This is a genomic window from Glaciecola sp. 33A (assembly GCF_002836745.1).
GTDB lineage: Bacteria > Pseudomonadota > Gammaproteobacteria > Enterobacterales > Alteromonadaceae > Glaciecola.
The window spans coordinates 17,967-41,450 of the sequence record NZ_PJAR01000026.1 but is presented as its reverse complement, the minus strand read 5'-3'; the positions used below and the strand labels follow the sequence as shown (position 1 = coordinate 41,450).

The following is a 23,484-nucleotide window of genomic DNA, read 5'->3' as shown; positions in this document are numbered from 1 at the left end:
CGGTTATACGAACCGTGCCGAAACACTGCCAATTCCGCCAATAGAGACACGCATGGAGTCCCCGGCTTTTACCGGTTCCAATGGGACAAGCGAGCCTGACATTATGACTTCACCCGCTTTTAAGGCAATACCATATTTACCTAGGGTGTTTGCCAGCCAAACTACACAATTCACTGGACTATTTAATGCCGCTGCACCTGCCCCGGTTGATATAATGGCGCCATTTTTTTCTACCACCATTCCACAAGTAGCAAGGTCTACGTCACGCGGGTTAACCGCACGATCTCCAAGTACAAACACACCGCAAGATGCATTGTCTGCTATCGTATCCTGAATTTTTATTCTCCAATCCTCGATACGGGAATCGACCACCTCAATTGCTGCCATAACGAAGTCTGTGGCAGCCAATACATCAGCAGCCGTTACGCCAGGGCCTAATAGATCCTGCTTTAAGATAAAGGCGACTTCACCCTCGGCTTTGGGCTGAATTAATTGGCCAGTAATAGGCACATCTCCGCCTTCACTAAAGACCATTTTGTCTGTTAAAAAACCGAAATCCGGCTGTCCAACTTTCAACATGTCCATAACCGCTTTTGAGGTCACGCCAATTTTTTTACCAATAACTCGTTCGCCATCCGCAAGACGTAACTTATTTAAATATTGTGACACTTTATAAGCGTCATCGATCGTTATTTCAGGGTATGTTTCTGTCAGTGGTTTAATGCACTGGCGCGTGCGTAAAGCCTTGTATAGCTGTTCACCACATTTTTTTATAATTTCGTCATTCATAGTTAATTCTCTACATTTTAATACATATGTTTTTTAGTTCGGTATAAAACTCAAGGGAATGAAGGCCACCTTCACGACCGATCCCCGACTGCTTTGCTCCGCCAAAAGCCGTGCGTAAATCTCGCAAAAACCAAGAGTTGACCCATACAATCCCCACATCTAATTGTTGAGAAACACGAATAGCTTTAGACGTAGTTTCAGTCCATACCGCTGCGGCTAAGCCGTAAACGGTTGCATTAGCCATGTCAATAACTTCATGTTCAGTATCAAAAACTTGTATGTGACAACAGGGGCCAAAAATCTCCTCTTTTACCGTTCGAGAGTTTTCGTTCAATCCAGTCCAAATTGTAGGTTCAATCCATGCTCCTTGGTTTAACGCATCACCCATATCAGGCACACCGCCTCCAAGTATGACATTCGCACCTTCGTCTACCGCCAACTTATAATAACTAAGAACTTTGTCTTTATGTTCTAAGCTAACTAAGGGCCCCATGTTAACGCCGTCGTCGTCGGGTACCCCTATCTTAAGTCCCTCGACATTATCTTTAAGGCGACGAACAAATTCGTCAAAAATAGGACGTTCAACATAAACACGTTCAGTACCTAAGCAGACTTGCCCACAATTGGCAAAAGCTGAACGCATGGTACCCTCAATGGCTTTGTCCATATCACAATCAGCAAAAACGATTGCGGGATTTTTACCTCCACATTCAAGCGAAATATTACGTAAGCCAACAGACGCAGCACGCATGATGGCTTCGCCTGTGCTGGTTTCTCCTGTAAAGGTAATACCATTTACATCAGGATGCTGGGTTAGATATTCTCCTGCAGAATCTTGACCAAAACCATGTACCACATTGAATACGCCTGGTGGAACACCACATTCATTCATTACTTCGCCCAATAACGTGGTCGTTGCGGGCGTTTCTTCGGAAGGCTTAACAACAACAGTATTACCACAAGCCAACGCCGGTCCTACTTTCCAGGTCATCAGTAACAGCGGCAGATTCCAAGGGGATATAACCGCTATTACACCTTTCGGTTTACGATAGCCAAGATTTAACGCACCTGTCCCGTCGGGCGTATCCATATTAAATGATTCGGTTGCCTCATTTATTAAGGTATCTGACAGAGTTTTGAAATTCGCTGCACCTCTAGGAATATCAATATGTGACGCTAGCGATCGAGGCTTGCCAGTATCTAAACACTCAGCCACAAGAAACTCTTCAAACCTTTCATTGATACGATCAGCAACTTTATGTAATAACGCCAATCGACTAGCTTGGGTTAATTTAGCCCAAGGCCCCGTCAACGCTGCCTTAGCAGCACTAACTGCTGCGTTGATTTCAGGTTTGCCCCCCTCATGTACCAAACCCAGTAGACTATTGTCTACGGGATTGCGGTTTTCGAAGGTTTTTCCGCTCTCGGAACCACAATAGACACCATTAATAAAGTGTTTGAATTCAGTCACATTACAACTCCATAAATTAAGTTAGTACTTCTAGATATGTAGGGTGAATTACCAGTTCGTGGTAAAAAATAGCCTTACCTAAATCTTCAGCTTTCCAGGTAACTGGGGGATGATCGGGATAATGATAATCGCCGCCACAAAACACTTCATTGCGGTTTCCTGAGCGGTCAAAGAAGTAAACTGTTTGTCCGCTCGTTAATCCATGACGCGTTGGACCAATATCCTTTTTAGTTTCAGTCATGGTAAGTAAATCTGCCGCCTTGAGCAGGTCTTGCCATGTTTCTAAGTGAAAAGATACATGATGAAGTTTTCCAAAATCAGGACATTCAACAAAAGCGATGTCATGCGCTTTCATACTGCAACTCATAAACGCACCAGCGATCGTGTTGTCAGGTGTCACAACTTGCTCAGATAAATCAAAACCGAGTACCTCACTGAATAACATTTTTGTTGCGGGCACATTTGGACCCATTAATAAACAGTGATCGAATCGCTCAGCTTTCATTCCCGTTAAGTTTAGAGGCCAAGGATCTGGGTTTATTTTGGCTAAACCCCACTTTCCAGTTTGTTCTTTTTCAGCATATAATTCGAAAGTATGACCTGTGGGTGTAACGAAACATACACGCCGTCCACAAGAATCAAGCTCTCCAGCTTCATGTTCAAATACTTCACAACCGTAGTCTATTAGGTCGTTTTTTAAGCCATTAAGTACTTTTTCATTCAATACCTTGAAGCCTATAAAATCCAAACCGGGAGTGTCAGACTCAACTAATACTACCGAATATTTATCTACTTCTGTCCAACCCTTTAAATAAACACGTCCTTTATCATCACGATCAACTTCAATTAAACCGATCAGATCTCGATAATGTTTTAATGCTTCTTCCATATCCATTACTCTAAGTTGAATATGTCCTGGTCTTATTACACCTTTACGCATTTTTGTCTCTCCCAAGTACTGTTTTTTGGTTAGGGTCGACTAAACACATTAGGCGACCAGACGTTGTGGTTAATTGCTTTACGTTAAGCTTTAACTCGGCATATAGTTAAGTCACTCGCGGGTAAAATCCGACACGCTAAAGCGATCCCCTTAGCCTCTTCTTCTATTGAAACTTTTGCCCGGCTCATGACTTTCGTTTCGTAGTCACCCTTAAGCACGATTACTTTACAAACTCCGCAACCTCCAGAACAACAACCTACCGGTAAGAAAGTGTTACCAGTTCTTGTCATCGCTATAAGAACGGTCTGCCCTTCAGGGCAGTTAAAACTTTTTCCGTCTATATTTATGCGATAAATCATCATTCTTTCTTTTATGCAATGCCTTAAAGGTCAATGACCAAGCGGCTGGATTTAGCGCGTGAGCAACATAGCGCCATTTGATCATTGTCTGCTTTTTCTTCGTCTGTTAGAAAGTGATCTCGGTGTTCTGGCTCACCTTCCAACACGTCGGTAATACAGGTGCCGCAGACCCCTTCTTCACACGACATATTAACTTTTATGCCAGCCTTGCGTAACGCTCTGGCTATCGTTTCATCACTTCCAACCATCACTGTTACATCGCTTTGTTCGCAATAGACCTCAAAACTTTCGCCTGTTTTATCTACCTGAGCATTAAAGTACTCAGAGTGAATTTGCGCAGGTAAATAACCCATTTCACTTGCACTACTGATTACCCAATCCATAAAACCTGTCGGGCCACAGACATAGATGTGTGTATTCACGTCAACAGGTTTGAATGTTGTTTGCGGAGAAAACAACTGTGACTTACCTTCATCGTCATGATGAAACACAACACGCTTACCGAACGTGTCAACTAATTCTTGTTCAAAAGCGCCAGCTCCTTTGGTACGAGTACAATAATGAAGTTCAAAGTCTTCATTTTTCCGTAACAGCGTATATGCCATTGCTATCATCGGTGTAATACCGATGCCGCCGCCTGCAAGTATGCTTTTTTGTGCGTTTTCATTAAGAGGAAAATGGTTACGTGGAAAACTAATACTGATGATTTGTTGTTCGGAAAATTCTGCATGAAGTTTTACCGATCCCCCTCTTGATTTGGGATCACGAAGCACACCAATTCTATATATATCGCTTGATACTGGATCGCTACACAATGAATATTGACGTATAAGATCATCACCTATATGCACGTCAATATGCGCACCAGCAGAAAAGGGGGGTAAAGGTTTACCGTCTGCTGAGACCAATTCGATTACCGCAACGCCAGCACCCTGCTCTGTGCGCGATTTAACAATAACGTCAACTAGTTCATTGTTCATATATATCTCCTAACCATGCTTAACGCATGTATATTCCGCCATTAATATCCCAAGTAGCACCCGTTACGGTATTAGCTTCTTCTGCAGCAAGCATCACAACCATAGAGCCAATAAACGTGGGGTTACTCATCGCCTTCACGGGGATCATGTTATTAATAATATTTTCGAGTTTGTCTGCAGGAACCTTTTCTCTAATAGATGGCACATCAACAGGCCCAGGGGCTATTGCGTTAACGGTTACCCCAGCATCGGCAAACTGTCTAGCGAATATTTTGGTCAGCGTCATAATGCCGGCCTTTGAGGATGCATAATGCGCTCCTGAAGCAGTCCCGCCCATTTGTCCAGCTAGCGATGCTAGGTTCACAATCCGTCCAAAACCCTTATCTGCAAAGTATTGTCCAAATACCTGGCAGCCTAGAAAATTACCTCTTAAGTTTATGTCTAATACTTGGCTAAATTCTTCAGGCATGATTTCCATCACTGGAGTAGTAGGTGTAATCGCAGCATTATTGACTAATAAATCACAATGCCCGAAGGTTTCGATCGTAAAAGCAAGTGCTGCAGTGAAGTCATCTTTGCTCATAACATCAAGCTTGATACTTTCGACGTTTTCAGCACTATTATCAAGGCACTGAGCCGCTTGTTTGGCTGCAGTAGCATCGATATCGCTGACCACTACCGAATAACCAGCTTTGAGTAACGATTCACAGATCACATAGCCCAATCCTTGCGCTGCCCCAGTAACCAATGCTACTTTTGTCTTATCAATTCTCATATCTGCACCTAGAATAAGTAGCTAACAGTTGTTAGGTACTGACTGGAGTTCATTATTTTGACTATTTTTTCAGCAATTTTAAAACTGTCTCCGTCCCTAACTAATTTAAACTGCAGGTTTGCTGGATAGCAGCGAATACCGTTTTTATTGTTTTCATACAGACTATATGCACAACGAACGCGCACCAATCCGTCTACGTCGTCAAGGATGCGAAATCTGGACGTTGTCCTCACCGTTTTTTCACTTAATTGAGTTGAAACTGCATATCCACTAGTTAAACGCTCTATGCGTAATATCCGCATCTCGTGGTCGTCATAAGCCACGTTCAAACTATTTGCATAGTCAGTCGCATTATGGTCAACAGGAACGATATATAAACCTGATTCGAGCCAAAGCTCTAACCATTGGAGGTAATCCTTATTATCAAGGATATCCGCTTCGATATTCAAAAAGGCGGTCACGTCGGCTAGCAATTGAGTATCTAGTTTCATTTCTCTGACTCCTTAGTGTTCACTTGGCGTAGCCATTAACTTTTTATATTGCTGATAAGCAGCACGCATACCCGTCTCGGAACATACAGCCCCTCTGACATTACCATCCGCTGAAGTAGAAAGTTTTGACATACCGCGATTAAGCATTATCCAACCATCGGAACCAGCCATCGAACCCGCCTGAACACGCTCCCATGCCTCGCCATCATCTGGAGTACCGAAGCCCATAGGTCCTTGAAAATGTTCGTGTATACGAATCCGCTTTTGATTGAATACTTCTGGTGCACCTTCGCCTCCAAGCGCGATATGATGGATCTCTGTTTCATTAGCACTAATGGGTACTAAATTTCTAAAAAATGCCATTGAACAAGCTATATTGGGAAAAATATTTAAGTTAAATCCACCACCACCAACCGCTCTTACCAGTCGTCGTACTTCAAGATCTGAGTGCCCTTCATTGGCCAACTGCTTTGCTAAATCCGAATAACGTGCTGGAATTGGCTCGTCTAGATTGTCCTCTAAATCGACCAACTCTGGAATCATCACCATCACACTGTGCCCATGACCAAGATCTTCAACGAAACCGTCACCATCTAAAAAATCAAATACTTCGGCAGCTTGTTCATCAACTGAGGCGATGAATGACTTGTGTACAATAGGGAAATGATATGAGTCAGTTGTATTTTCTAATTGAATCTTCCAGTTTCCAGGAAATCTAAATCTCTGGTCACCCAACGCTTTCAAAGGATAGCCGCCTCCCTGCTTAACAAAAAGGTCAATCCATTTTTTCGCGCCTCCTAAAAAATCATCTAAGGGCTCAAGATCTTTTTTCAAAGTCGCAAAAATCATTCCTTTATATGATTCAGTCCGTACCTTAATCAAACCAAATTCTGCTTTATCAAGAATGTTTTCATATTCTTCTGGCTTAGGTACTGCACGCAAACTTCCGTCAAGCCCGTATCCCCAGCCATGATAAGGGCATGTAAACGCTTTTGTTTTACCGCTTTTGCCTTCGCACACAGTAGCCCCGCGATGACGACATCGGTTAAGCATCACATGAATTTTTTTCTTGCGATCGCGCACAACGATCACAGGCTGTCGTCCGATAGTGGCTGTTTTGTATGAACCAGCATCTGGCAACTCACTTTCATGGGCTAACCAAACCCATGTGTTGTTGAATATTTTTTCTAACTCTTCTTCGAATATATTTTTATCTGAATACAGTGACTTATGAACACGATCGTCTAGCACCAAGTCCGCGATGCTGTTTATACTTTTTACTTTAGTTTCAGTTTTCATTCTAAATCCTATTTAGGTATCGGCAATGCTGCACTGTTATCCCAAGGTACGCTCATTGGTCGGCTAAACTTATTTTCGGTTTTAAAGTGGGTAATTTGCCAAAATTTGCCCGACAGCCTAAATTTGGCCGTAATTAGAGCGCAACTTAACTGTGACCTACCGTCAATAAAATCCGATGGTTGCATTAGAATCCAACTTCCTTTAGCTTCATTTCCATCTACTGTTATAACTTCATTACTCAACAAATGTACATTGAGCGAAAAGTGACCAGGCGCTTTAATGTATTTGGCAAACATCTCTTCAATCGCATTAAAGCCCACATGGCGACCAAAGGTCTTAGAATAGCGTTTACCCTTGCCTTCCCAGATAGCATCTTCAGTGAACAACTGCATGAGAGATTCAAGTTCAAAGCCGGGTCCTAAATCGTTACAAAGGCCCATGTAATTGCTCATACATGCGCTTACGTGCTTTTCAGTTTCTAGCGCGCTCAGACGTTCTTGTAATACTTCTAAATTGAGTAGTGAAGTCATATGTATTTCCTTAAATTAACTAGGCACAACCAGCTCACGGCCTATACGTGCTTCAACTTTCGCGTATTTCCATAAAGAATAGGTACCATCACCAACAGGCGTTGAGCGGAAGAAATCACAACTTGCAATGACTGTTTCAATGTCGGGAACATCGGCCATAATGTAGGCTGTCCACGGCGCGGCTGCTGAAGGGCCAACCATAATTCGATCATCGTCCATGATGCCTAATACATTTACCCCTGGTAGATCTGAAATGCCTTTCATCATGGCACTGAATGCTTGCCAAACATCCTTCATGACATCTTTAGGTGAATCCATAAAATTTTGATTAATACCAATACAAAACAGCACACGATGGGTCGTTAATTTGGTCATTTTTTTTCCTTAATATGTTCAATTAATATTTACAAATAGCCAGGGAAAGGTTGATGTCCAAACATCATTGCCCCTGCATTTTGGTATGTGACTTCGCCCATGAAAGCATGTTGAGTTACTAAATTTGCGTCACGGAAACAGCGAGAAAGTGGATGATTTAAATAGGCCCCTTCCATGCCTGACAATTGGTATGCAATGCGAGTAGCGTCAGAGCACTCTCTGGCTACATTAGTAGTCGCTAATCTAACCATACTAATTTGGTGACGAGTGGGCACTGAACCTTCCATAATCGCAGCCCACACCTCATCAGTTGCTTCATAAAAGAAGGCTCGGGCAGAACGCAATTTTGCTTCTGCCTTTGCTATTTCAATTTGAGCGTAATGTCGTTCACCTAAGTTTGGTGCACCTGTAACAGATTTTCTCCCTTTGGCTGAATTGACCACTACATTAATAGCTTCACGTGCAACCCCCAATGCAGTTACAGAAAGTACCTGCGCAGCAAACGATAGTGCAGGATATTTAAAGAATGGTGAATCAATAGTAGGTGCTCCCCCTCTTAAAAAAGTCCATTCTTCAGGTACAAAGGTATCTTTAACCACTAAGTCAAAGCTCCCAGTACCCACCATTCCGTGCACTTTCCATGTTTGTTCTATTGTTACTTTGTCAGCCGGAAGAACAGCCATTTTGGGTAACTTTGTGCCATCATCAGGCATAATTCCAACACCTAAAAGTGACGCGCCCATGCAGCCACTACCCCACTGCCAGCGACCATTGACTATATATCCACCTTCGACTTTTTCTGCCTTTTGTGGCGGAAAGACGCCTCCGGCAAAAACAATATCAGGTGATTTGCCCCATACTTTATTTAGTGTTTCTTTAGGCAAAGCTGCAAGATAAGCAGGATTCATTCCAAAACTAGCAACCCAACCAGCAGAGCCATCTGCTGCTGCAATAGCTTCAATTACCTTTAAAAATTGACTCGGTGTTTTACCACCACCACCAAAACTTTCAGGAACAAAAGAACGGTAAATACCGATTTCTTTAAATTTTTCAATAATGTCTTGCGAGATGTACCGCTGCTCTTCAAACTCAGTCCTACGTTTTCTTATGTCAACAAGCAAATTGTCGAACTTGATTTCGCCTCCCCAAAGACTTTTATCTACTGCATTTATATTCATAGTTATTCTCCAATCCTAGGCGTAAATTTTATGTGCATCGCTAATTCTTTTGGCGATATAGCAAATGGTTTCGTCGCTTCCCTTGGCGCCAACAATCTGGATAGCAGAAGGTTTCCCGAGACTATTAGAAAGGGGAATTGTTATCGCTGGGTGGCCAGATAGGTTAAATGGACGAGTTAGTGAGCTGATTTGCAAATCAGTTTTACCATCAAGAGCATCTTGTCTCTTAAGAGGAAAAGAAGGTAATGTTGGCAGCGCAAGTGCATCGACATCGTTTAGTGCTGAATCCACTTCATGGCTAAATGTTTTACGAACAGCTTTAGCTTCAGAAACAATATTTGGATGAATACCATGGGCTGCACGTAATCTATTTACTATATCGGCGCCAAGCATGTCACTATCTATTAAATGTCCATAAGCTTGCCACATTTCAAAATTCATCAGTTTTAGTGCTGCATCAAAGGCTTTAGTAAAGCTTGGTAGCGTTATATGCGTTAGCTCAATAAAGTCTTTCTCTAGTGCAGCATTGACCACGTTTTGAATAGGCTGCGCCGCATCAACCGATATACTCGCTAGTTTTATTGTTTTCAGAGCCGCAATAGGGCTAAAGCTTTTGTCTAATCTGCACATGGCCTCTATTAAGGTATCAGCTGAGCGAGTCAAAGGACCGACACAATCCAAGCTTGACTCTTCAGGCATAACACCTTTACGGCTTATGCGTCCAAATGTAGGTTTCAGCCCAAATACGCCGCAACACGCCGCCGGTACGCGTATAGAGCCGCCGGTATCAGTCCCTATGCTAAAATCAACGCTGCCTTGCGCAACTGCGACAGCACAACCACTTGACGAGCCGCCCGTGATATAATCAGGGAAGAGACTATTAATTGGCGTTCCCTGATATTCATTAACACCAGTCATTCCAAACGCTAGCTCATGCATCGTTAGTTTGCCAACAATCGTTACATTTGAATCCAACAGCGTTTTTATAAAATCAGCATGACATTGAGCAACAGGATTTAACCTAAAAGCTTTACTTCCCGCTTGTGTTACGAATCCAGCAACGTCGATGTTATCCTTTACACCCGCTATTAAATCTCCATCACCCAATTTGAATTGTTCTGTAAAAATCGTCATGTATACGTATAACCTAGTAACCACTACCTAAGATTCTAGTTTAATTGCTTTTACATGATTTATCAAGTTAATTGTAAAGTTAAGGCGCTTTTTTTCGAAGGGCAATTGTATTTCGATAACACTTAAAAGAAATTACCCAATTAACATTAAGCTTTATTCTCTTGAAAACTTAAAAATAAAAGTGAAGCTGGTGCGTTGTATAACTTAGTTTGCACGCATGCTTTTGATTTTCGTTTTTATACATTAGATTTATTAAAGCAAGTAGTAATGAACTTAATAAATTAAGACCTTAATCGAGCGATTTCGAATTCCAGCAATTTTCTTTTTATTGGTTAATGAGGGTTTGGTAGTAATTATTCTGTTAGGATTGCGTAAACATTTAGAAAGGCGGTAGAAAGATTATTGCATGGCGAACTTTAATGACACCTTGAGAAAATCTTACTCTGAGTGACAGTGACATTGCTACTCATGCCTTAGCAAAAAAACCACTATTACAATAGCAACATACAAGATGCAGTTGTTAAAGCGGTCGAGCAATCAATGCGACTTTTTAATAATAGTTAGAAGATTTAAGCGTCGAGCAAATAGAAATCTTAAACAATACTTTGCAACACCTCTTCCATAATTTGTCTAAACATTACATATCACACTTTTCTTGCTAGAATCCAAGCGAGAAGCGCGACTCAAATTTATTGGAGCGCTGTTCAGCCAAATTGAATAAAACCTTGATTACACCAACATTTGCCTTGCTAGCAGCTTTTGGCTTTGATTTCTTGATTCAAAATCATGCGTTGCAATAACTATCTCTTAAATCTATCAATATTCTGAAAATTTTTTAATTGACTGGCGCATTCATGAAGTGTTCCAAAGGTCACCGCATTAATTAAACTTTGATAGTAGCTTTGATCTGATACTGATACTGATACTGACAATTACTTAACTTTTCTCAATGCTTTTTCAGAGCTAAGCCTAGGCTGTCGAGTTCCATGGCTAAAAGCCATAACCTTCCAATTGTCACCGCCAATATAAAACTGACCGACTAACGATAGAGTAAAATTGACCTACCTGAGGTGCTGTTAATAAAAGAAAAGTTGATTTTGAGCGAACTGCCGGCGCCACTAAGGTTAACTAATATAGTTGCACCAATAAACCATTGCGCATTGCCAATTGAAATCTTCCAACATCCTTTAAGCACGCGGGACCAGCTCATTGAGGTGGCGTTATGAACTTGCAAATGGACAGAATACACAGTGCCTGTGAAACACATCGAAGAATATGACTTTACGTTCGCCACCAGTGCACCTAAAAAGCAGGTTCAAGAACTCAACCGGTTGGCTTTTATCGAACGTACTGAAAATATCGTACGGCTTGGGCCAAGTGGTTTGGGTAAGTCACATAGCCTGAAGTTATGCTTACCAAGCAATACAAAGAGGGATAAAGAGAGGGATAAAGAGAGGGATAAAGAGAGGGATAAAGACACACTTCATCACTGCTACTGATTTGATGCTGCAACTGGCAACGGTGAAGAAACAGGAACGCTTGGAAAACTAAATTAAACGCAGTTTACTGGGTCCTAAGTTATTAGTTATTACTGAAATCGGCTACTTACCCTTCGGGCGTTAAGAGGCCAATCTGTTCTTTAATGTGATGTTCAGATAACCAATATCGAGAGGAGCCCCATTGGCCGCAAGTTTGTGCCAACTGTTGACTTAATAAACCCGCCTGCTGCGGCACTACTGTGGCCAGTTACACTCGGGACTAATCAACCACAGTCAGTTTGAATGTCCTTTTTATTTCCTGATGCGAGCACGTTTAACTATTTCAAATTCAAGCTCAAAACGTGATATTTACTGCCTTGGATACTTGAATTTCTCCACTCAACTTTATGTTTTCTAACATGCACCCAAAGTTAATATTAGCTTATAAAACTTAGGCTCAAGTAAGCAAGAACTATTGTATAGGAATAGCTTATGTATTACTTTACTTGTTACGTGATTTATTAAATTTGGCTAACGCCTTTAAAATAAGTGGAATTGTATGTCTGAAGTTAATGTAAACAGCCGTTCGGCTATTGTTTCAGCGATGATTTTAGGAACCGTAGGCGTTCTATCTTTCATTGTTCAGCCAGGGCTTGTTCAAGGTTTCGTCACAGAATTAGGCCTATCCGAGGCACAAGCGAATGGCTTAGCTTTCTCGGAAATGATCGGGGTAGCATTAGCGACAGTCGTTATTGTTGTGTTAGGCCGATTTGTGAACTGGCGATTGCTCTTAACGATCGGACTTTTGCTTTCCACGTTTGGAAACTTAGTCTCTTCTCTTATGGGAACGGAAAGTGAACTCAACGTCGTTCGATTTGTGACGGGGTTAGGTGAGGGAGTTATAATATCACTCAGTTTTACTTTTATTGGCCTCACCACAAGAACAGATCGAAACTTAGCTTTGTATTTAGTTTTACTCTTGTCTTATGGTGCACTTGGGCTTTGGGTAATGCCGTCAATTTTATCAGACTTTGGAATTAGTGCTATTTTTGCAGCTTGGGCCGTCATTAGTGGTCTGGCCCTGCTCATAGTGAAATATGTGCCGAAGTCGTCAAACGATTCTGTCAAGGTGTCACCTGAAAGCGTTCAAATGCATTGGGGACTAATTGCGGTTGCAGTTTTTGGATGCCTTGTCTTTAATACCGCGATTGGTCTTGCTTGGGCCAATTTGTTTCTGATAGGCATGGAAATCCGTGCTGACGAACAATCCATCGCAAATGCTCTATTAGTTTCACAATTTGTGGCCATTCCCGGTGCCTTACTGGCATTTTTACTTGCAGGGAAAATTTCTCGTTGGGTCCTTATGACATTTGGTATACTCGCTGCAGCAGCTTCGATTGCCATGCTCCTTGGGAAACCAGAATACATCATATTCTTGGTAGCGATAAGTGCCTTCAATTTTATATGGAATTTGGTTCTTCCTTTTATCATCAGCGCTATCAGCGATATGGATATGAAAGGACGTGCCATGTCTGTTGCTATTGCATGTCAACTTATCGGTATCGGCTTTGGCCCCGGCATAGCATCTATAATACTTGAAGACCGTGCTGGATTTGAAGGTGTAAAAATACTCACGGTTCTACTGCTACTTTCCAGCTTAGTCATTTTTGCTATTCCAGTATCCGTTCATTATAAAGTATTGAAGGAGTTAAAAGCAAAAAGCATCTAGATAAATCTGAAACAATTTTAGTATGTGCGTCGCGATTAATTCGGTAATTAGTGCCGATATAATTGAAGCGACCCATCATCTAAATTACAATCATTTTTTAGAGCCTGTCAGAACAAGAAGCCAATAATGTCATAAAGCAAACTCAATACCAATTGTACTCTTAATGTTATAGCAACTGGCTTCGATCAATTTATCTTTAACTAACAAAAATTGGTTTGCTGAGCTTTGCCAATGAAAAACTGAAGACAATGTGCCTTAATTTGCGAATAGCATCCAAAATAAAGAATCGGACATCTTGGAAAAAGTATAAATTGTACAGGAAACTTTATTAAAGCAATTTCTGGAACATCAATAATCGCTTGTTATATTTAATGTAGTGCAATCTCATAATTCTGCTAATGGTGTGCCGGAGAGGGTCAACGAGTTAGAGCCGACCAATAGTGATTCAATCTAACAAGCAACCAGCATTAATAAATTAGTCGAGTTATTCTGCGATTTTGATGATTTTTTGCAACGTATTTATTCCTCAGTTACACTCGGTTTCTTATTGTCATGCTTAGAGTAATTCTGCCTGTGTGTGCATATTTCACCGCACTTGAGGGTTAGCCTACAGGTATCGAATTAATTGACTCTACATGCATAAAAGGGTGCCACAAAATTCGTATCCCAAGACATCGCAACATGAACAGCTTTATACCTTATCTACTCGCTGGATTGGTGACTTATTGCTTAAAACAAAAAAAGCCTCGCCTTAATTTAACTGATGTAAAGCGTAACGCTATGGTAGTTGTTTAAGCAGATCTCAGGTTACTTATACTTGTAGTTGCCTTAAATCACTGAGTAACAAAATCAGCGGTTATTTTATTCGAAAATAAAAAAGGTAAAAGAGAGTAATTAAATTTCGTTTTACATGAATTATCACGTATAGTCCGCAACTTGATTTTATTATATGAGCAACGTTATGAGTAAAACCAACAATCAATTCGATAAATTCAAACCTGCATCGGCCGATTTTGAATTCCAACAATTCCCATTCTATTGGTTAATGAGAGTAGGAAGTGTCTACTCACTAAGAATGGAGAAATCACTTAAAAAAGGCAGTATTAATATTACAGCATGGCGTATTTTAATGATTTTGAGAGAGAACGGCACCTTAAGTGTAAGTGACATTGCCACCCATGCTGTGGCAAAAACACCCACCATTACTAGAGCTACCTATAAACTTCAAAAGGAAGGTCATGTAACTATTTCAACTAGCGAAAAAGATGGCAGAATATCAATGGTTCAATTGACAGAAAGTGGACAAGAAACTATTGCTAAAGTTACAGAGCAATCAGAAAGACTTTTTGAAAGTATTTATGTTGATTTTACCACCGAAGAAATAGATACCTTAAATGATACCTTGCAAAGACTATTTTATAATTTAGCAGAATATTAACCTCAAAATGCTGCAACAAGAATCTACAACGAATGCTTATCTTTTTATCTAGTGAAAACCGATGTATTTTTAATAAAATAGAAGAATCATTGAAAAATAGAACAGGCAAGCACTTGATAAAAAACCTAACGCTTTGAGCATTACTTTAGGTGCTCTTTGACACGCTCAATTAAAAACTGAGAGTCCTTACTTTTTTTATCTTTTGCATAGAAATAAAAAGTATAAATTTTCATTCCCTGCGATTTGCAAAATATTAAGGCTCACCTTGTTATAAGTTAGGTTGTGCATTTGTAGCATATCAAACTCTCTGAACTTGATGGCAAATTAGTTGATATTTTAATACCAGCATACTTGTGAGTGCTTAGTGAATAATGGGATAAACCGCACTGTCAAATTATTGAAAGCCCTTTATCGCTCTCCATCGCGGGTCATTACTGATGCAATTTGGCCGCACCATCGATTTACACTTAGCTTGTAAAATATTGAAGACTTATTACCTACCAGAGGGATCTGTCTATGTTACGAAAACCCGTAATTACAGGATAATCCGGGAGTGGGCATTTAATGAATAGACTGAGCCTAAATATAATTTATCAACTCGGTAAGTATGTCCAAGGTTATGCCAGACTTACTGCACCATATTGCCTGTTAATTCGTGTACGCAATAGCAATATTTCAGCCCATAGATGCGGGTATCGCCATCAGGCTTCTATCGTCCGTTGGTTTTGTTATTTTAGGCGACGTTGAGTCTTTTAGAAACGTAATCGTCGCTCTGTAGGAATAGTAAATCTACCCTGCTATACGATAAACCCACTTTTGGAGAATTATGAACATTTTTCGATGGTATCAACCCATCTTAACAGCTCCGTAGCGCCTAATATGAGAATGACTTTGTCTGACAAATAAACAAAATGTAATTTAGCGTTACTTGCCATACCATCGTCCTTAACTTTGATTGACTATGATGCAAGCATAATTTTTATGCATGGTTTCGAACAATAAGATTGATAAAAACATGCTGTCCCAACTGTTAGAAATATCATAAAACACTCCAGTAGACTGTATTTGAACTCCTGCAAAATTTGTTGAATTTTCAAGTGAATTATGTAATTATTTTCACGCATGTTTTGGAAGTAGGAGTCAAGTACTTGCCGATTGTTTCAGACGCTGAAAAAAGCTTTAATGTTTATGCTAATCAACCTTGGTTTGTTGTTTGCGCTGCTAAAAAGTTCTCAATGATGGCATCAGACGACTCTTCTATCTCGCACTTCTACAGTTTCGAAGTTGACCCTAGCAAATCGCTAACCTTAGCTATTCCTGATGGTTGCATTGATATTTTTTTTGACTGTGACGCCACTAACCCATCGGCGGCAGTCTATGGTTCACTACTGGAGGTGAATTCTGTCAACTTGTCGAAAGGACACTTATATGTGGGTGTGCGATTCGCGAGCGGTCTAGTGCCTGACTTCCTAAACGTTTCTGCTAATGAGTTAGTTAACCACAATTTTAATTTCCTTGACATTGTCCCAAATGCAGAAAAGTTCCTTGAACAGATGGCATGCAATGACAATTCAACAACCAAAATGGCATTAATTAAGCAATTTTTACGAAGAAAAACGACTCCCCGCGTGTCGTCACAATTAACTATGCCGATAATTAACAAAATTTGCCAAGAAAAAGGAAATGTTCGTGTTAAAGATTTAGAAGCACTAACAGGTTTCACGACTAGGACGTTACAACGAGCATTTTTAGGCGATGTTGGCATGTCACCAAAAGTTTTCAGCAGAATAGTGAGGTGCCAGTCCGCTGCTTACAGAATTAAGCAAGATAAAATTAGTTTATCTGATCTGGCATTTGAATTAGGTTTCAGTGATCAATCGCATTTTCTTCGGGAATTTAAGCGGCTTGTAAACGCCACACCATTAGAATACCAGAAATTCGTTCGAGAAGAGTCTTACTTCAATAAAATACGCTTGTATTGACCGAGATTTAATTTCCGCTCCCCTATTATAAATTAGATAATTTAAAAAAGTTTGGATATCCCGACTGTTTTAAACTTTGTACACCTTTATCGCTACCACATTTTTGATACCTTCGAGAGCACGTTTTTGGCTGTAGTAATCTAACTATTTTAAACTACTTTGATTTCGTGACCTGCGCTATTGTGGTACGCGACAGAAAACGAGTCGTGCATTAAGCTAAATTTTGCCCACAACTCGACAAATACTGCTAAGCCATTTTAGCGACCCGTTGGCGAGTTATAAAACCTCCATAGCAAGAGAATATGTGGCCATTACATAACTTGTATGGCCGTGAAGTAAACTTTTTGTCAGTCTAAGGAACTGCTACAGGTCATTACAAGTCGGCCTGTAGGCTCATAAATACCTGCATCAAAACTATTAGAAACGATAATTAGCTTTGAGTTACAGTGCTCTTTAGCAAAAATTACTATTACGTCAAAACAGTCAAGATAACCGCTTAGACAGTTTCTGAAGGCAACTAAGCATTTAGATTACTGCCTCTGTCAGTTTCTTAGTCAATAATCGACACATCCTCAGTATTTACAAGCAAGTAGCGTTATTGATGCAATGTAATTGTTACAACTTTAGTACCATTATAAAAGATTGGTGCAGCACGATTACCACTGTGTACATACCAATCTACAAATACAATTTCATTTCATGAAGGTTATCTATTGGGTGCTCTGCACCAATTACTGCGTTATTAAGTGAACACAAGCCCACCCGCGCATGAGCAAATGCGAAGTGCCCTTGCGACATAACTAAAGCGTATCCGCTGTATTTTTATCGACGTTACTACAGTCGGTTGCAAAATCAAACGTAAGAGACTGTTGCGGACTATCTAGCGCTTGAACGGGCTAAGAATTTATTTTCTCCGTCCAACGATTCGTAGCCTATTAATTAGCAGCAGCATTCGTCTTTTTAATTTTGAAGAGGAAAATTCGAGTAAACAAACTTTTAGAGAAAGTGAGGCTTACTTAAGCTCGAAGTCGTCTATAATTCGACTCTCCAAGCCTTAATTCTGCGCAACCTCTAAATTTTTAGTCAGGCTTGCCGTTGTCACACTTGTTGCCTCGCCGATTGTATTTTACCAAATACAGTTCTTTGTAGTCCGGGCAAGACCCGCCCCCTTGAATATTAATAGAGTCAAGCACTGTGCATTTAGACGATATTGGCGACCACTCGATTGCTTAATCTTACAGCCGAGAAAGCGGCCACGGATATTGGAGATTATTGAGTACTTTGTGCTTTCTTCCTCGCATTAATTTTCCAATCTAGCGGTTTGTATTAAAGATCCTATACAAACATTAACTTTATTTACTAATCTAGAAAATCAATATCAATCAGCAGAAACCCGATGCGTAAAAGCCCTCCAAAAACCCAGCCCTGTTGAGTCATTCATTGAATATACGATATTTTACTCACAGATTTTTAGCGAAAAGCTTTGACAATTCGGCACAAGTGTAGATATATTATTATATTCACGTGATTTGTAAAGCAAGTAACAAACCAAAATTCAGATTGAATTTCATACGTGATGTATAAAAATTTTGATGTCAGTTAACTATTAATAAAAACCTAAAAGTTTAGTTCTCAAAGTAAAGGATAAACATGAAACACAATAAATTAGGGCTCGCAGTAGTCGCGGCGATATCTGTAGGAACATCCTGCGAATCATTGGCTCAAGTAAAAGAAGAATCCGTTTTTGAAATTATTAGTGTTACGGCAAAGAAGAAGTTGCAAAATGTACAGGATATTAGTGTCTCTGTAACCGCGTTTTCCGGTAATGCACTACGCGAATTGAACATGACTGACAGTGTAGACATTGCTTCTCAAACCCCCGGATTAAATATTGGCACTCCCGTCGGGGAAGGCAATAACCCTTCAATTTCACTTCGCGGTGTCGGCCTTAATGACTTTAATGATAACAACGAAGGACCAATAGCTATTTATCGCGATGAAGTTTATCAATCAGCAATGCCAGGTTTAACGTTCCAATTATTTGATTTGGAGCGCGTAGAGGTATTGCGCGGTCCACAAGGTACTTTGTATGGACGAAACGCAACAGGTGGCTTAGTACACTTTATTTCCAATACACCTTCTGGAGATACGGAAATTTTAGCCGACTTAACATTGGGACAGTATGGTCAGGTTAAGACAGAAGCTGCAATAGGTGGCAGCTTGTCTGATTCTATACAAGGCAGAGTATCAGTTGCTACGAACAATCATGACGGTTATGTGGAAAATAGAATAGGTCCTGATGCAAACGAAGCGAACAGCAAAGCATACAGGTTACAGTTGAATTTCGACCTTAATAGCGATTTTTCTGCCTTGGTCAATTTTCATGGTGGTAAATCTGACACCAATGCACCTCAATATCAGCATCGAGCAAGTGATGACGGCATGGGAGGCACAAGTTCCGATTTTTACGGTTACGCAGACAATGACGGCGATAATTTTGCAGGCGCATATAATAGAGAAGGCTTGCTAAAAATAGATTCTACTGGCGCATCATTAAAATTGAATTGGGAGCAAGATAGTTTTACATTTGCATCGATCACTGCATTTGAAAATGTTGAAAAAACGCATGAAGAAGACGCTGATGTAGGTCCGTTTAATGGTTTAATTCCTATTTTTGCATCAGAAAATAAGCAGCTTAGCCAAGAATTAAGATTAAGTGGCACAACTGATTCATTCAATTGGATCGCGGGTGTATATTACTTTGAAAATGAGGTAATCGGTCGCTTAGATTTAGATATTAATTACCCTGGACCACTCATCGATGCAATCACAGGGGCACCGGAAGGGAGTTTTGGTACTGAGCTTGTGCCATTTGTTAACTATGATATCGATTATGTTCAAGACACAAAATCATATGGACTATTTGGGCAAGTTGAAAAACCACTTAATAATAAACTGACCTTAACTGCCGGATTACGCTACACCACAGAAGAACGAACCATGCAATATCAAAACCTTGCCACCACCAAGCCTGATGCTGTCGTTAACTCTTGCCTAATACCTGCTGGTGATGTTTGCGGATTGGTCGGTGATGCAAGTTACCCAGGCTCAAATTTCTATTTTGATTTTACTAATCAAAATCCTGCAGCCGCAGAGCTAACGACCATTGACGATGATAATATATCTGGACAAATTGGAGTCGATTATAAATTCAATAAGGAAACGTTAGTATTCTTTAATATATCAAATGGTTTCAAAAGCGGTGGTTTTAACGGCGGCTTTCTCGATTACACCGATGGTGTTACAGAAGCAGACGTGCCCTTTGAATCAGAAGAACTTACAAGTTACGAAGGCGGTATAAAAGCAACTTTGGCAGATGGCGATGTGAGAATAAACACAAGCATTTTTTATTATGATTATGACAATTATCAAGCTTTAACATTCGCTGGCTTAAGTCAATTTATCAATAACTCCGATGCCAAGCTGAAGGGCATTGATGCTGAAGTAACATGGAGCGATGGCGACAAATGGGACATTAAATTGGGTGCTAGTCTACTCGACACAGAAATTGATAGTGTTGTTGTTCGAGGTGTTGGCAATGTGGAAGGAACTGAAATGGTACTTGCACCTAAATATACCCTTAATGGCATATTTAGATATCAAGCTACCGAATCAATATCCATTCAATTAGATTTTAACCATCAAGGCGAACAATTTTTCGACATAACTAACAGCGAAGTATCAACGGAAGAATCTTATACCGTTTTTAACGCACGCTTAGGTTACCGAGTAGATGACAATTGGAAAGTATCCGCTTTTGTAAAAAACTTAAGCGACGAGGAGTATCGCGTGTACTCTTTCGATTTTACTCAAAATGCAGGTTTTATTCAGGAATTTTATGCTAGACCTAGATGGGTAGGTATTAACGTTCAGTATAATTTTTATTAATGATCAAAGATTGAATATCTAATTTAGAGGTATATATGCAACAGTTTACAATGATGATTGATGGTCAAAAAATAACGTCAGAAAAAACGTTTGAAGTAATTAACCCTGCACTTGGATTGCCCTTTGCAAAATGCGCCGAAGGTAGCCCCGAAAGTGTAGATATGGCCGTAAAGTCTGCTAGAAAGGCATTCCCTGAATGGAGTCAATCATCGCAGCAAAGCAGAATAGAAAAAATGCTGGAAATAGCCTCATTGCTTGAGCAGAATATGCCAGAGCTGATGCAGTTAATTACCCAAGAAAATGGTAAGCCCCTAAATGGCTATAAAGGTATTGGATCGGGTATGGAAGTTGGTGGATCAATTGCGTGGACGCAAGCAACCACTAGTTTTTCATTACCTCCCAAAATTATTCAAGATAATGACGAAGCAAAAATTGAAGTACACCGCAAACCTTTAGGTGTTGTAGCCTCAATTACACCTTGGAATTGGCCATTATTGATCGCAATCTGGCACATTATGCCGGCGCTACGAACAGGCAACACAGTAATCGTCAAACCCTCTCCTTACACACCTCTTGCGACAATCCGATTTGTTGAGTTGGCTAACACGGTTCTGCCACCCGGTGTGTTGAACTTAGTGACCGGTGGTGCCGACGTAGGAAATGCCATATCATCTCATCCTGATATAAATAAAATCGTATTTACTGGTTCAACCGCTACCGGCAAGCAAATTATGAGCTTAGCGTCAGGTAACCTAAAGCGGTTGACGCTTGAGTTAGGCGGCAATGACGCAGGCATCGTTTTACCCGATGTAGATGTTAAAAAGATAGCTGATGAGTTATTTTTATCTTGTTTTCACAATAATGGGCAAACATGCGCATGTTTAAAACGGCTATACGTGCATGAATCAGTTTATAGCGACGTTTGCGAAGCACTCGTTAAAATAGCCAAAAGCATTGTCGTAGGCAATGGTATGGTTGAAGGTGTTGAAATTGGGCCTTTACAAAATAAAGCACAATTGAATAAAGTTATTGAACTCACTAATGATGCCATTGCTAGTGGTGGTAAATTATTGGTCGGTGGAAAACAGCGTGAGGGTGAGGGTTACTTTTTCCCACCAACCATCATTTCAGATATCGCAGACGGCGTTCGTTTGGTCGATGAAGAGCAATTTGGGCCAGTTCTTCCTATTATTAAGTATTCTAATGTTGACGAAGTCATCGCTATAGCGAATAAAAATCAAAATGGATTAGGTGGTTCAATTTGGTCGTCAAACATTCCATTAGCAACTGAATTGGCTAGCAAAATGGAGACAGGATCTGTATGGATAAACGAGCATGGCACTGTTCAGCCTGATGCACCATTTGGCGGCGTTAAGCAATCAGGAATTGGCGTTGAATTCGGTACACTTGGGCTGGAAGAATACACTTCGGTTCAAACTATAAAAACAAGCCGCCGCTAGGATAGCGATATTATACTCGTCAAAATCAAGCGTCGTAGAATACTTTTGAGTCGTGTTCTGCTCCGCTCTTTTTTTAGGTGTTCAGCACAGTTAATTATGCTCAGCGTTGACCAACGTGACATGGCGGGTCCAATAACATGTTCGTTTGTACCCGTGTCAAAGCCAAATCCGTCATTACCGCCAATGTCGATGAGAACGACTAAAACCTTCCATGAGTCGTCGCGGGAATTGCCATGATAATGCGGTCGCTGAAAGCTTCTTTGCGACATTTAAAAAGCGCGTGACAACAAAAAAGATATATTCGACTGGGGAGGAAGCGACGACAGAGATATTTTACTTTATAGAAATGTTTTACAATCCTAAAAAACGCCATTCGCATACAGGCGGAGCATCACCTGCTAAATTCGAGGAAGCGTATTTTCTGGAACAATAAACTGTCTAGTAAATGCTGGGAAGTCCATACGTTGGCTGAATAAGTTGGTGGGGCTAATAAATCGCCGTGATCTATTTTGACGAATTTGCTAATGTAAAAGTACCGGGTCTCATTAATTTTTGCTGTCTGTTTTATCTCGCGACTTAAACGCTTTCTTATTAATTTCAGCAATATCAAAGAAAGCTTCGTTAGCTACTAATACACTCATCGAATAATGTGTGATTTTCCAGTTATCTTGCTCCTTTACAACCACACCTGTTCCTCTGAAGCGGCCCCACTTTTCGGATACAATAATTTCATCAAACCACGCAAAGTCTTGGCTTTGTGTCATATTAATATGACGCTCTACTGATTTGTATGTCCAACCAACACCTTCCTTAAAACGCTCTTTGACATAGGCATCTAGGGTTTTCGGACGAGTCCATCGCTCCCAGTCATCAGTACCCATAAACACGCCACTTTGTGTAAACGCACCTAAATAACCGGTTAAATCTGCTCGGCGAGCAGAGTCATGCAGACCATCAACTAATTCACCAATCATTTGTTTTTCGGAACTCAAATTAGCCTTGTCATTATCTATCGAACTTAAGACACTGCTCGCCCATGATGCAAGAAATAGTGTAAAAAGAAGCCCAATCATAAAACGCTGCATAAAATTAAATCCTATTGTTGAATAACAAGATTGCTAACGCTAG

Annotated in this window: 18 protein-coding genes and 2 pseudogenes; 7 read left to right on the top strand and 13 right to left on the bottom strand. The window is 40.5% G+C overall.

Annotation, left to right across the window (positions count from 1 at the left end):
• Positions 1-3: 3 nt before the first annotated feature.
• From dmpE to CXF81_RS03490, 12 genes are all read right to left on the bottom strand, one after another.
• A complete protein-coding gene (gene dmpE / locus CXF81_RS03545) occupies positions 4-789 on the bottom strand; it encodes a 2-oxopent-4-enoate hydratase (RefSeq protein WP_101180004.1) in 786 nt (261 codons plus the stop codon).
• Between the two features lie 10 nt (positions 790-799).
• Complete coding sequence (locus tag CXF81_RS03540; RefSeq protein WP_101180003.1) at positions 800-2,260, bottom strand: 2-hydroxymuconic semialdehyde dehydrogenase; 1,461 nt, start codon at positions 2,258-2,260, stop codon at positions 800-802.
• A 16-nt stretch (positions 2,261-2,276) separates the two neighbouring features.
• Positions 2,277-3,200: a catechol 2,3-dioxygenase gene (locus CXF81_RS03535; RefSeq protein WP_101180002.1), complete on the bottom strand. Its 924-nt coding sequence runs from the start codon at positions 3,198-3,200 to the stop codon at positions 2,277-2,279.
• Between the two features lie 83 nt (positions 3,201-3,283).
• Entirely contained in the window at positions 3,284-3,559 is a 276-nt protein-coding gene (locus tag CXF81_RS20585; protein WP_101180001.1) for a 2Fe-2S iron-sulfur cluster-binding protein, read from the bottom strand.
• A 23-nt stretch (positions 3,560-3,582) separates the two neighbouring features.
• A complete protein-coding gene (locus tag CXF81_RS03525) occupies positions 3,583-4,539 on the bottom strand; it encodes a PDR/VanB family oxidoreductase (protein WP_101180000.1) in 957 nt (318 codons plus the stop codon).
• A gap of 19 nt (positions 4,540-4,558) precedes the next feature.
• Positions 4,559-5,314, bottom strand: coding sequence for an SDR family NAD(P)-dependent oxidoreductase (locus CXF81_RS03520; RefSeq protein ID WP_101179999.1), 756 nt, complete (start codon positions 5,312-5,314; stop codon positions 4,559-4,561).
• An 8-nt stretch (positions 5,315-5,322) separates the two neighbouring features.
• Complete coding sequence (locus CXF81_RS03515; protein ID WP_101179998.1) at positions 5,323-5,805, bottom strand: aromatic-ring-hydroxylating dioxygenase subunit beta; 483 nt, start codon at positions 5,803-5,805, stop codon at positions 5,323-5,325.
• Positions 5,806-5,817: 12 nt separating this feature from the next.
• Complete coding sequence (locus tag CXF81_RS03510; RefSeq protein WP_101179997.1) at positions 5,818-7,104, bottom strand: Rieske 2Fe-2S domain-containing protein; 1,287 nt, start codon at positions 7,102-7,104, stop codon at positions 5,818-5,820.
• An 8-nt stretch (positions 7,105-7,112) separates the two neighbouring features.
• Positions 7,113-7,634 carry a nuclear transport factor 2 family protein gene (locus tag CXF81_RS03505; RefSeq protein ID WP_101179996.1) on the bottom strand — a complete coding sequence of 174 codons (522 nt, stop codon included), beginning with the start codon at positions 7,632-7,634 and terminating at the stop codon, positions 7,113-7,115.
• A 15-nt stretch (positions 7,635-7,649) separates the two neighbouring features.
• The gene (locus tag CXF81_RS03500; RefSeq protein ID WP_101179995.1) at positions 7,650-8,009 is read right to left on the bottom strand and encodes an IacB protein; all 360 of its coding nucleotides are present in this window, start codon (positions 8,007-8,009) and stop codon (positions 7,650-7,652) included.
• Positions 8,010-8,038: 29 nt separating this feature from the next.
• Complete coding sequence (locus tag CXF81_RS03495; protein ID WP_101179994.1) at positions 8,039-9,187, bottom strand: acyl-CoA dehydrogenase family protein; 1,149 nt, start codon at positions 9,185-9,187, stop codon at positions 8,039-8,041.
• A 15-nt stretch (positions 9,188-9,202) separates the two neighbouring features.
• On the bottom strand, positions 9,203-10,321 hold the full coding sequence (locus tag CXF81_RS03490) for an amidase (RefSeq protein ID WP_101179993.1): 1,119 nt from the start codon (positions 10,319-10,321) through the stop codon (positions 9,203-9,205).
• A 1,247-nt stretch (positions 10,322-11,568) separates the two neighbouring features.
• On the opposite strand from CXF81_RS03490, the pseudogene CXF81_RS03480 reads away from it, so the two are divergent.
• The 7 genes and pseudogenes from CXF81_RS03480 to CXF81_RS03445 form a co-directional block, all read left to right on the top strand.
• Positions 11,569-11,941 (top strand): annotated as a pseudogene (locus CXF81_RS03480) (ATP-binding protein); the annotation flags it as partial.
• Between the two features lie 417 nt (positions 11,942-12,358).
• Positions 12,359-13,528, top strand: a complete 1,170-nt coding sequence (locus CXF81_RS03475) for an MFS transporter (protein ID WP_101179991.1) — start codon at positions 12,359-12,361, stop codon at positions 13,526-13,528.
• 961 nt (positions 13,529-14,489) lie between these two features.
• Complete coding sequence (locus CXF81_RS03465; RefSeq protein ID WP_101179990.1) at positions 14,490-14,966, top strand: MarR family winged helix-turn-helix transcriptional regulator; 477 nt, start codon at positions 14,490-14,492, stop codon at positions 14,964-14,966.
• Between the two features lie 1,148 nt (positions 14,967-16,114).
• Positions 16,115-16,948 (top strand): AraC family transcriptional regulator, encoded by an 834-nt coding sequence (locus tag CXF81_RS03460; protein WP_198556313.1) that lies wholly within the window; start codon positions 16,115-16,117, stop codon positions 16,946-16,948.
• A gap of 1,650 nt (positions 16,949-18,598) precedes the next feature.
• Positions 18,599-20,896: a TonB-dependent receptor gene (locus tag CXF81_RS03455; RefSeq protein ID WP_101179989.1), complete on the top strand. Its 2,298-nt coding sequence runs from the start codon at positions 18,599-18,601 to the stop codon at positions 20,894-20,896.
• A gap of 35 nt (positions 20,897-20,931) precedes the next feature.
• Positions 20,932-22,356, top strand: coding sequence for an aldehyde dehydrogenase family protein (locus CXF81_RS03450; RefSeq protein WP_101179988.1), 1,425 nt, complete (start codon positions 20,932-20,934; stop codon positions 22,354-22,356).
• Positions 22,357-22,555: 199 nt separating this feature from the next.
• A pseudogene (locus CXF81_RS03445) lies at positions 22,556-22,789 on the top strand (integrase core domain-containing protein); the annotation flags it as partial.
• Between the two features lie 112 nt (positions 22,790-22,901).
• Here the strand turns inward: CXF81_RS03445 and CXF81_RS03440 are convergent.
• Positions 22,902-23,441: a nuclear transport factor 2 family protein gene (locus CXF81_RS03440; protein WP_101179986.1), complete on the bottom strand. Its 540-nt coding sequence runs from the start codon at positions 23,439-23,441 to the stop codon at positions 22,902-22,904.
• Positions 23,442-23,484: the final 43 nt, after the last annotated feature.

Excerpts from the sequence above, each read along its gene's own strand:
- dmpE (WP_101180004.1), bottom strand. The coding sequence starts at position 789 with ATGAATGACGAAATTATAAAAAAATGTGGTGAACAGCTATACAAGGCT.
- CXF81_RS03535 (WP_101180002.1), bottom strand. The coding sequence starts at position 3,200 with ATGCGTAAAGGTGTAATAAGACCAGGACATATTCAACTTAGAGTAATG.
- CXF81_RS20585 (WP_101180001.1), bottom strand. The coding sequence starts at position 3,559 with ATGATTTATCGCATAAATATAGACGGAAAAAGTTTTAACTGCCCTGAA.
- CXF81_RS03525 (WP_101180000.1), bottom strand. The coding sequence starts at position 4,539 with ATGAACAATGAACTAGTTGACGTTATTGTTAAATCGCGCACAGAGCAG.
- CXF81_RS03520 (WP_101179999.1), bottom strand. The coding sequence starts at position 5,314 with ATGAGAATTGATAAGACAAAAGTAGCATTGGTTACTGGGGCAGCGCAA.
- CXF81_RS03515 (WP_101179998.1), bottom strand. The coding sequence starts at position 5,805 with ATGAAACTAGATACTCAATTGCTAGCCGACGTGACCGCCTTTTTGAAT.
- CXF81_RS03510 (WP_101179997.1), bottom strand. The coding sequence starts at position 7,104 with ATGAAAACTGAAACTAAAGTAAAAAGTATAAACAGCATCGCGGACTTG.
- CXF81_RS03505 (WP_101179996.1), bottom strand. The coding sequence starts at position 7,634 with ATGACTTCACTACTCAATTTAGAAGTATTACAAGAACGTCTGAGCGCG.
- CXF81_RS03500 (WP_101179995.1), bottom strand. The coding sequence starts at position 8,009 with ATGACCAAATTAACGACCCATCGTGTGCTGTTTTGTATTGGTATTAAT.
- CXF81_RS03495 (WP_101179994.1), bottom strand. The coding sequence starts at position 9,187 with ATGAATATAAATGCAGTAGATAAAAGTCTTTGGGGAGGCGAAATCAAG.
- CXF81_RS03490 (WP_101179993.1), bottom strand. The coding sequence starts at position 10,321 with ATGACGATTTTTACAGAACAATTCAAATTGGGTGATGGAGATTTAATA.
- CXF81_RS03475 (WP_101179991.1), top strand. The coding sequence starts at position 12,359 with ATGTCTGAAGTTAATGTAAACAGCCGTTCGGCTATTGTTTCAGCGATG.
- CXF81_RS03465 (WP_101179990.1), top strand. The coding sequence starts at position 14,490 with ATGAGTAAAACCAACAATCAATTCGATAAATTCAAACCTGCATCGGCC.
- CXF81_RS03455 (WP_101179989.1), top strand. The coding sequence starts at position 18,599 with ATGAAACACAATAAATTAGGGCTCGCAGTAGTCGCGGCGATATCTGTA.
- CXF81_RS03450 (WP_101179988.1), top strand. The coding sequence starts at position 20,932 with ATGCAACAGTTTACAATGATGATTGATGGTCAAAAAATAACGTCAGAA.
- CXF81_RS03440 (WP_101179986.1), bottom strand. The coding sequence starts at position 23,441 with ATGCAGCGTTTTATGATTGGGCTTCTTTTTACACTATTTCTTGCATCA.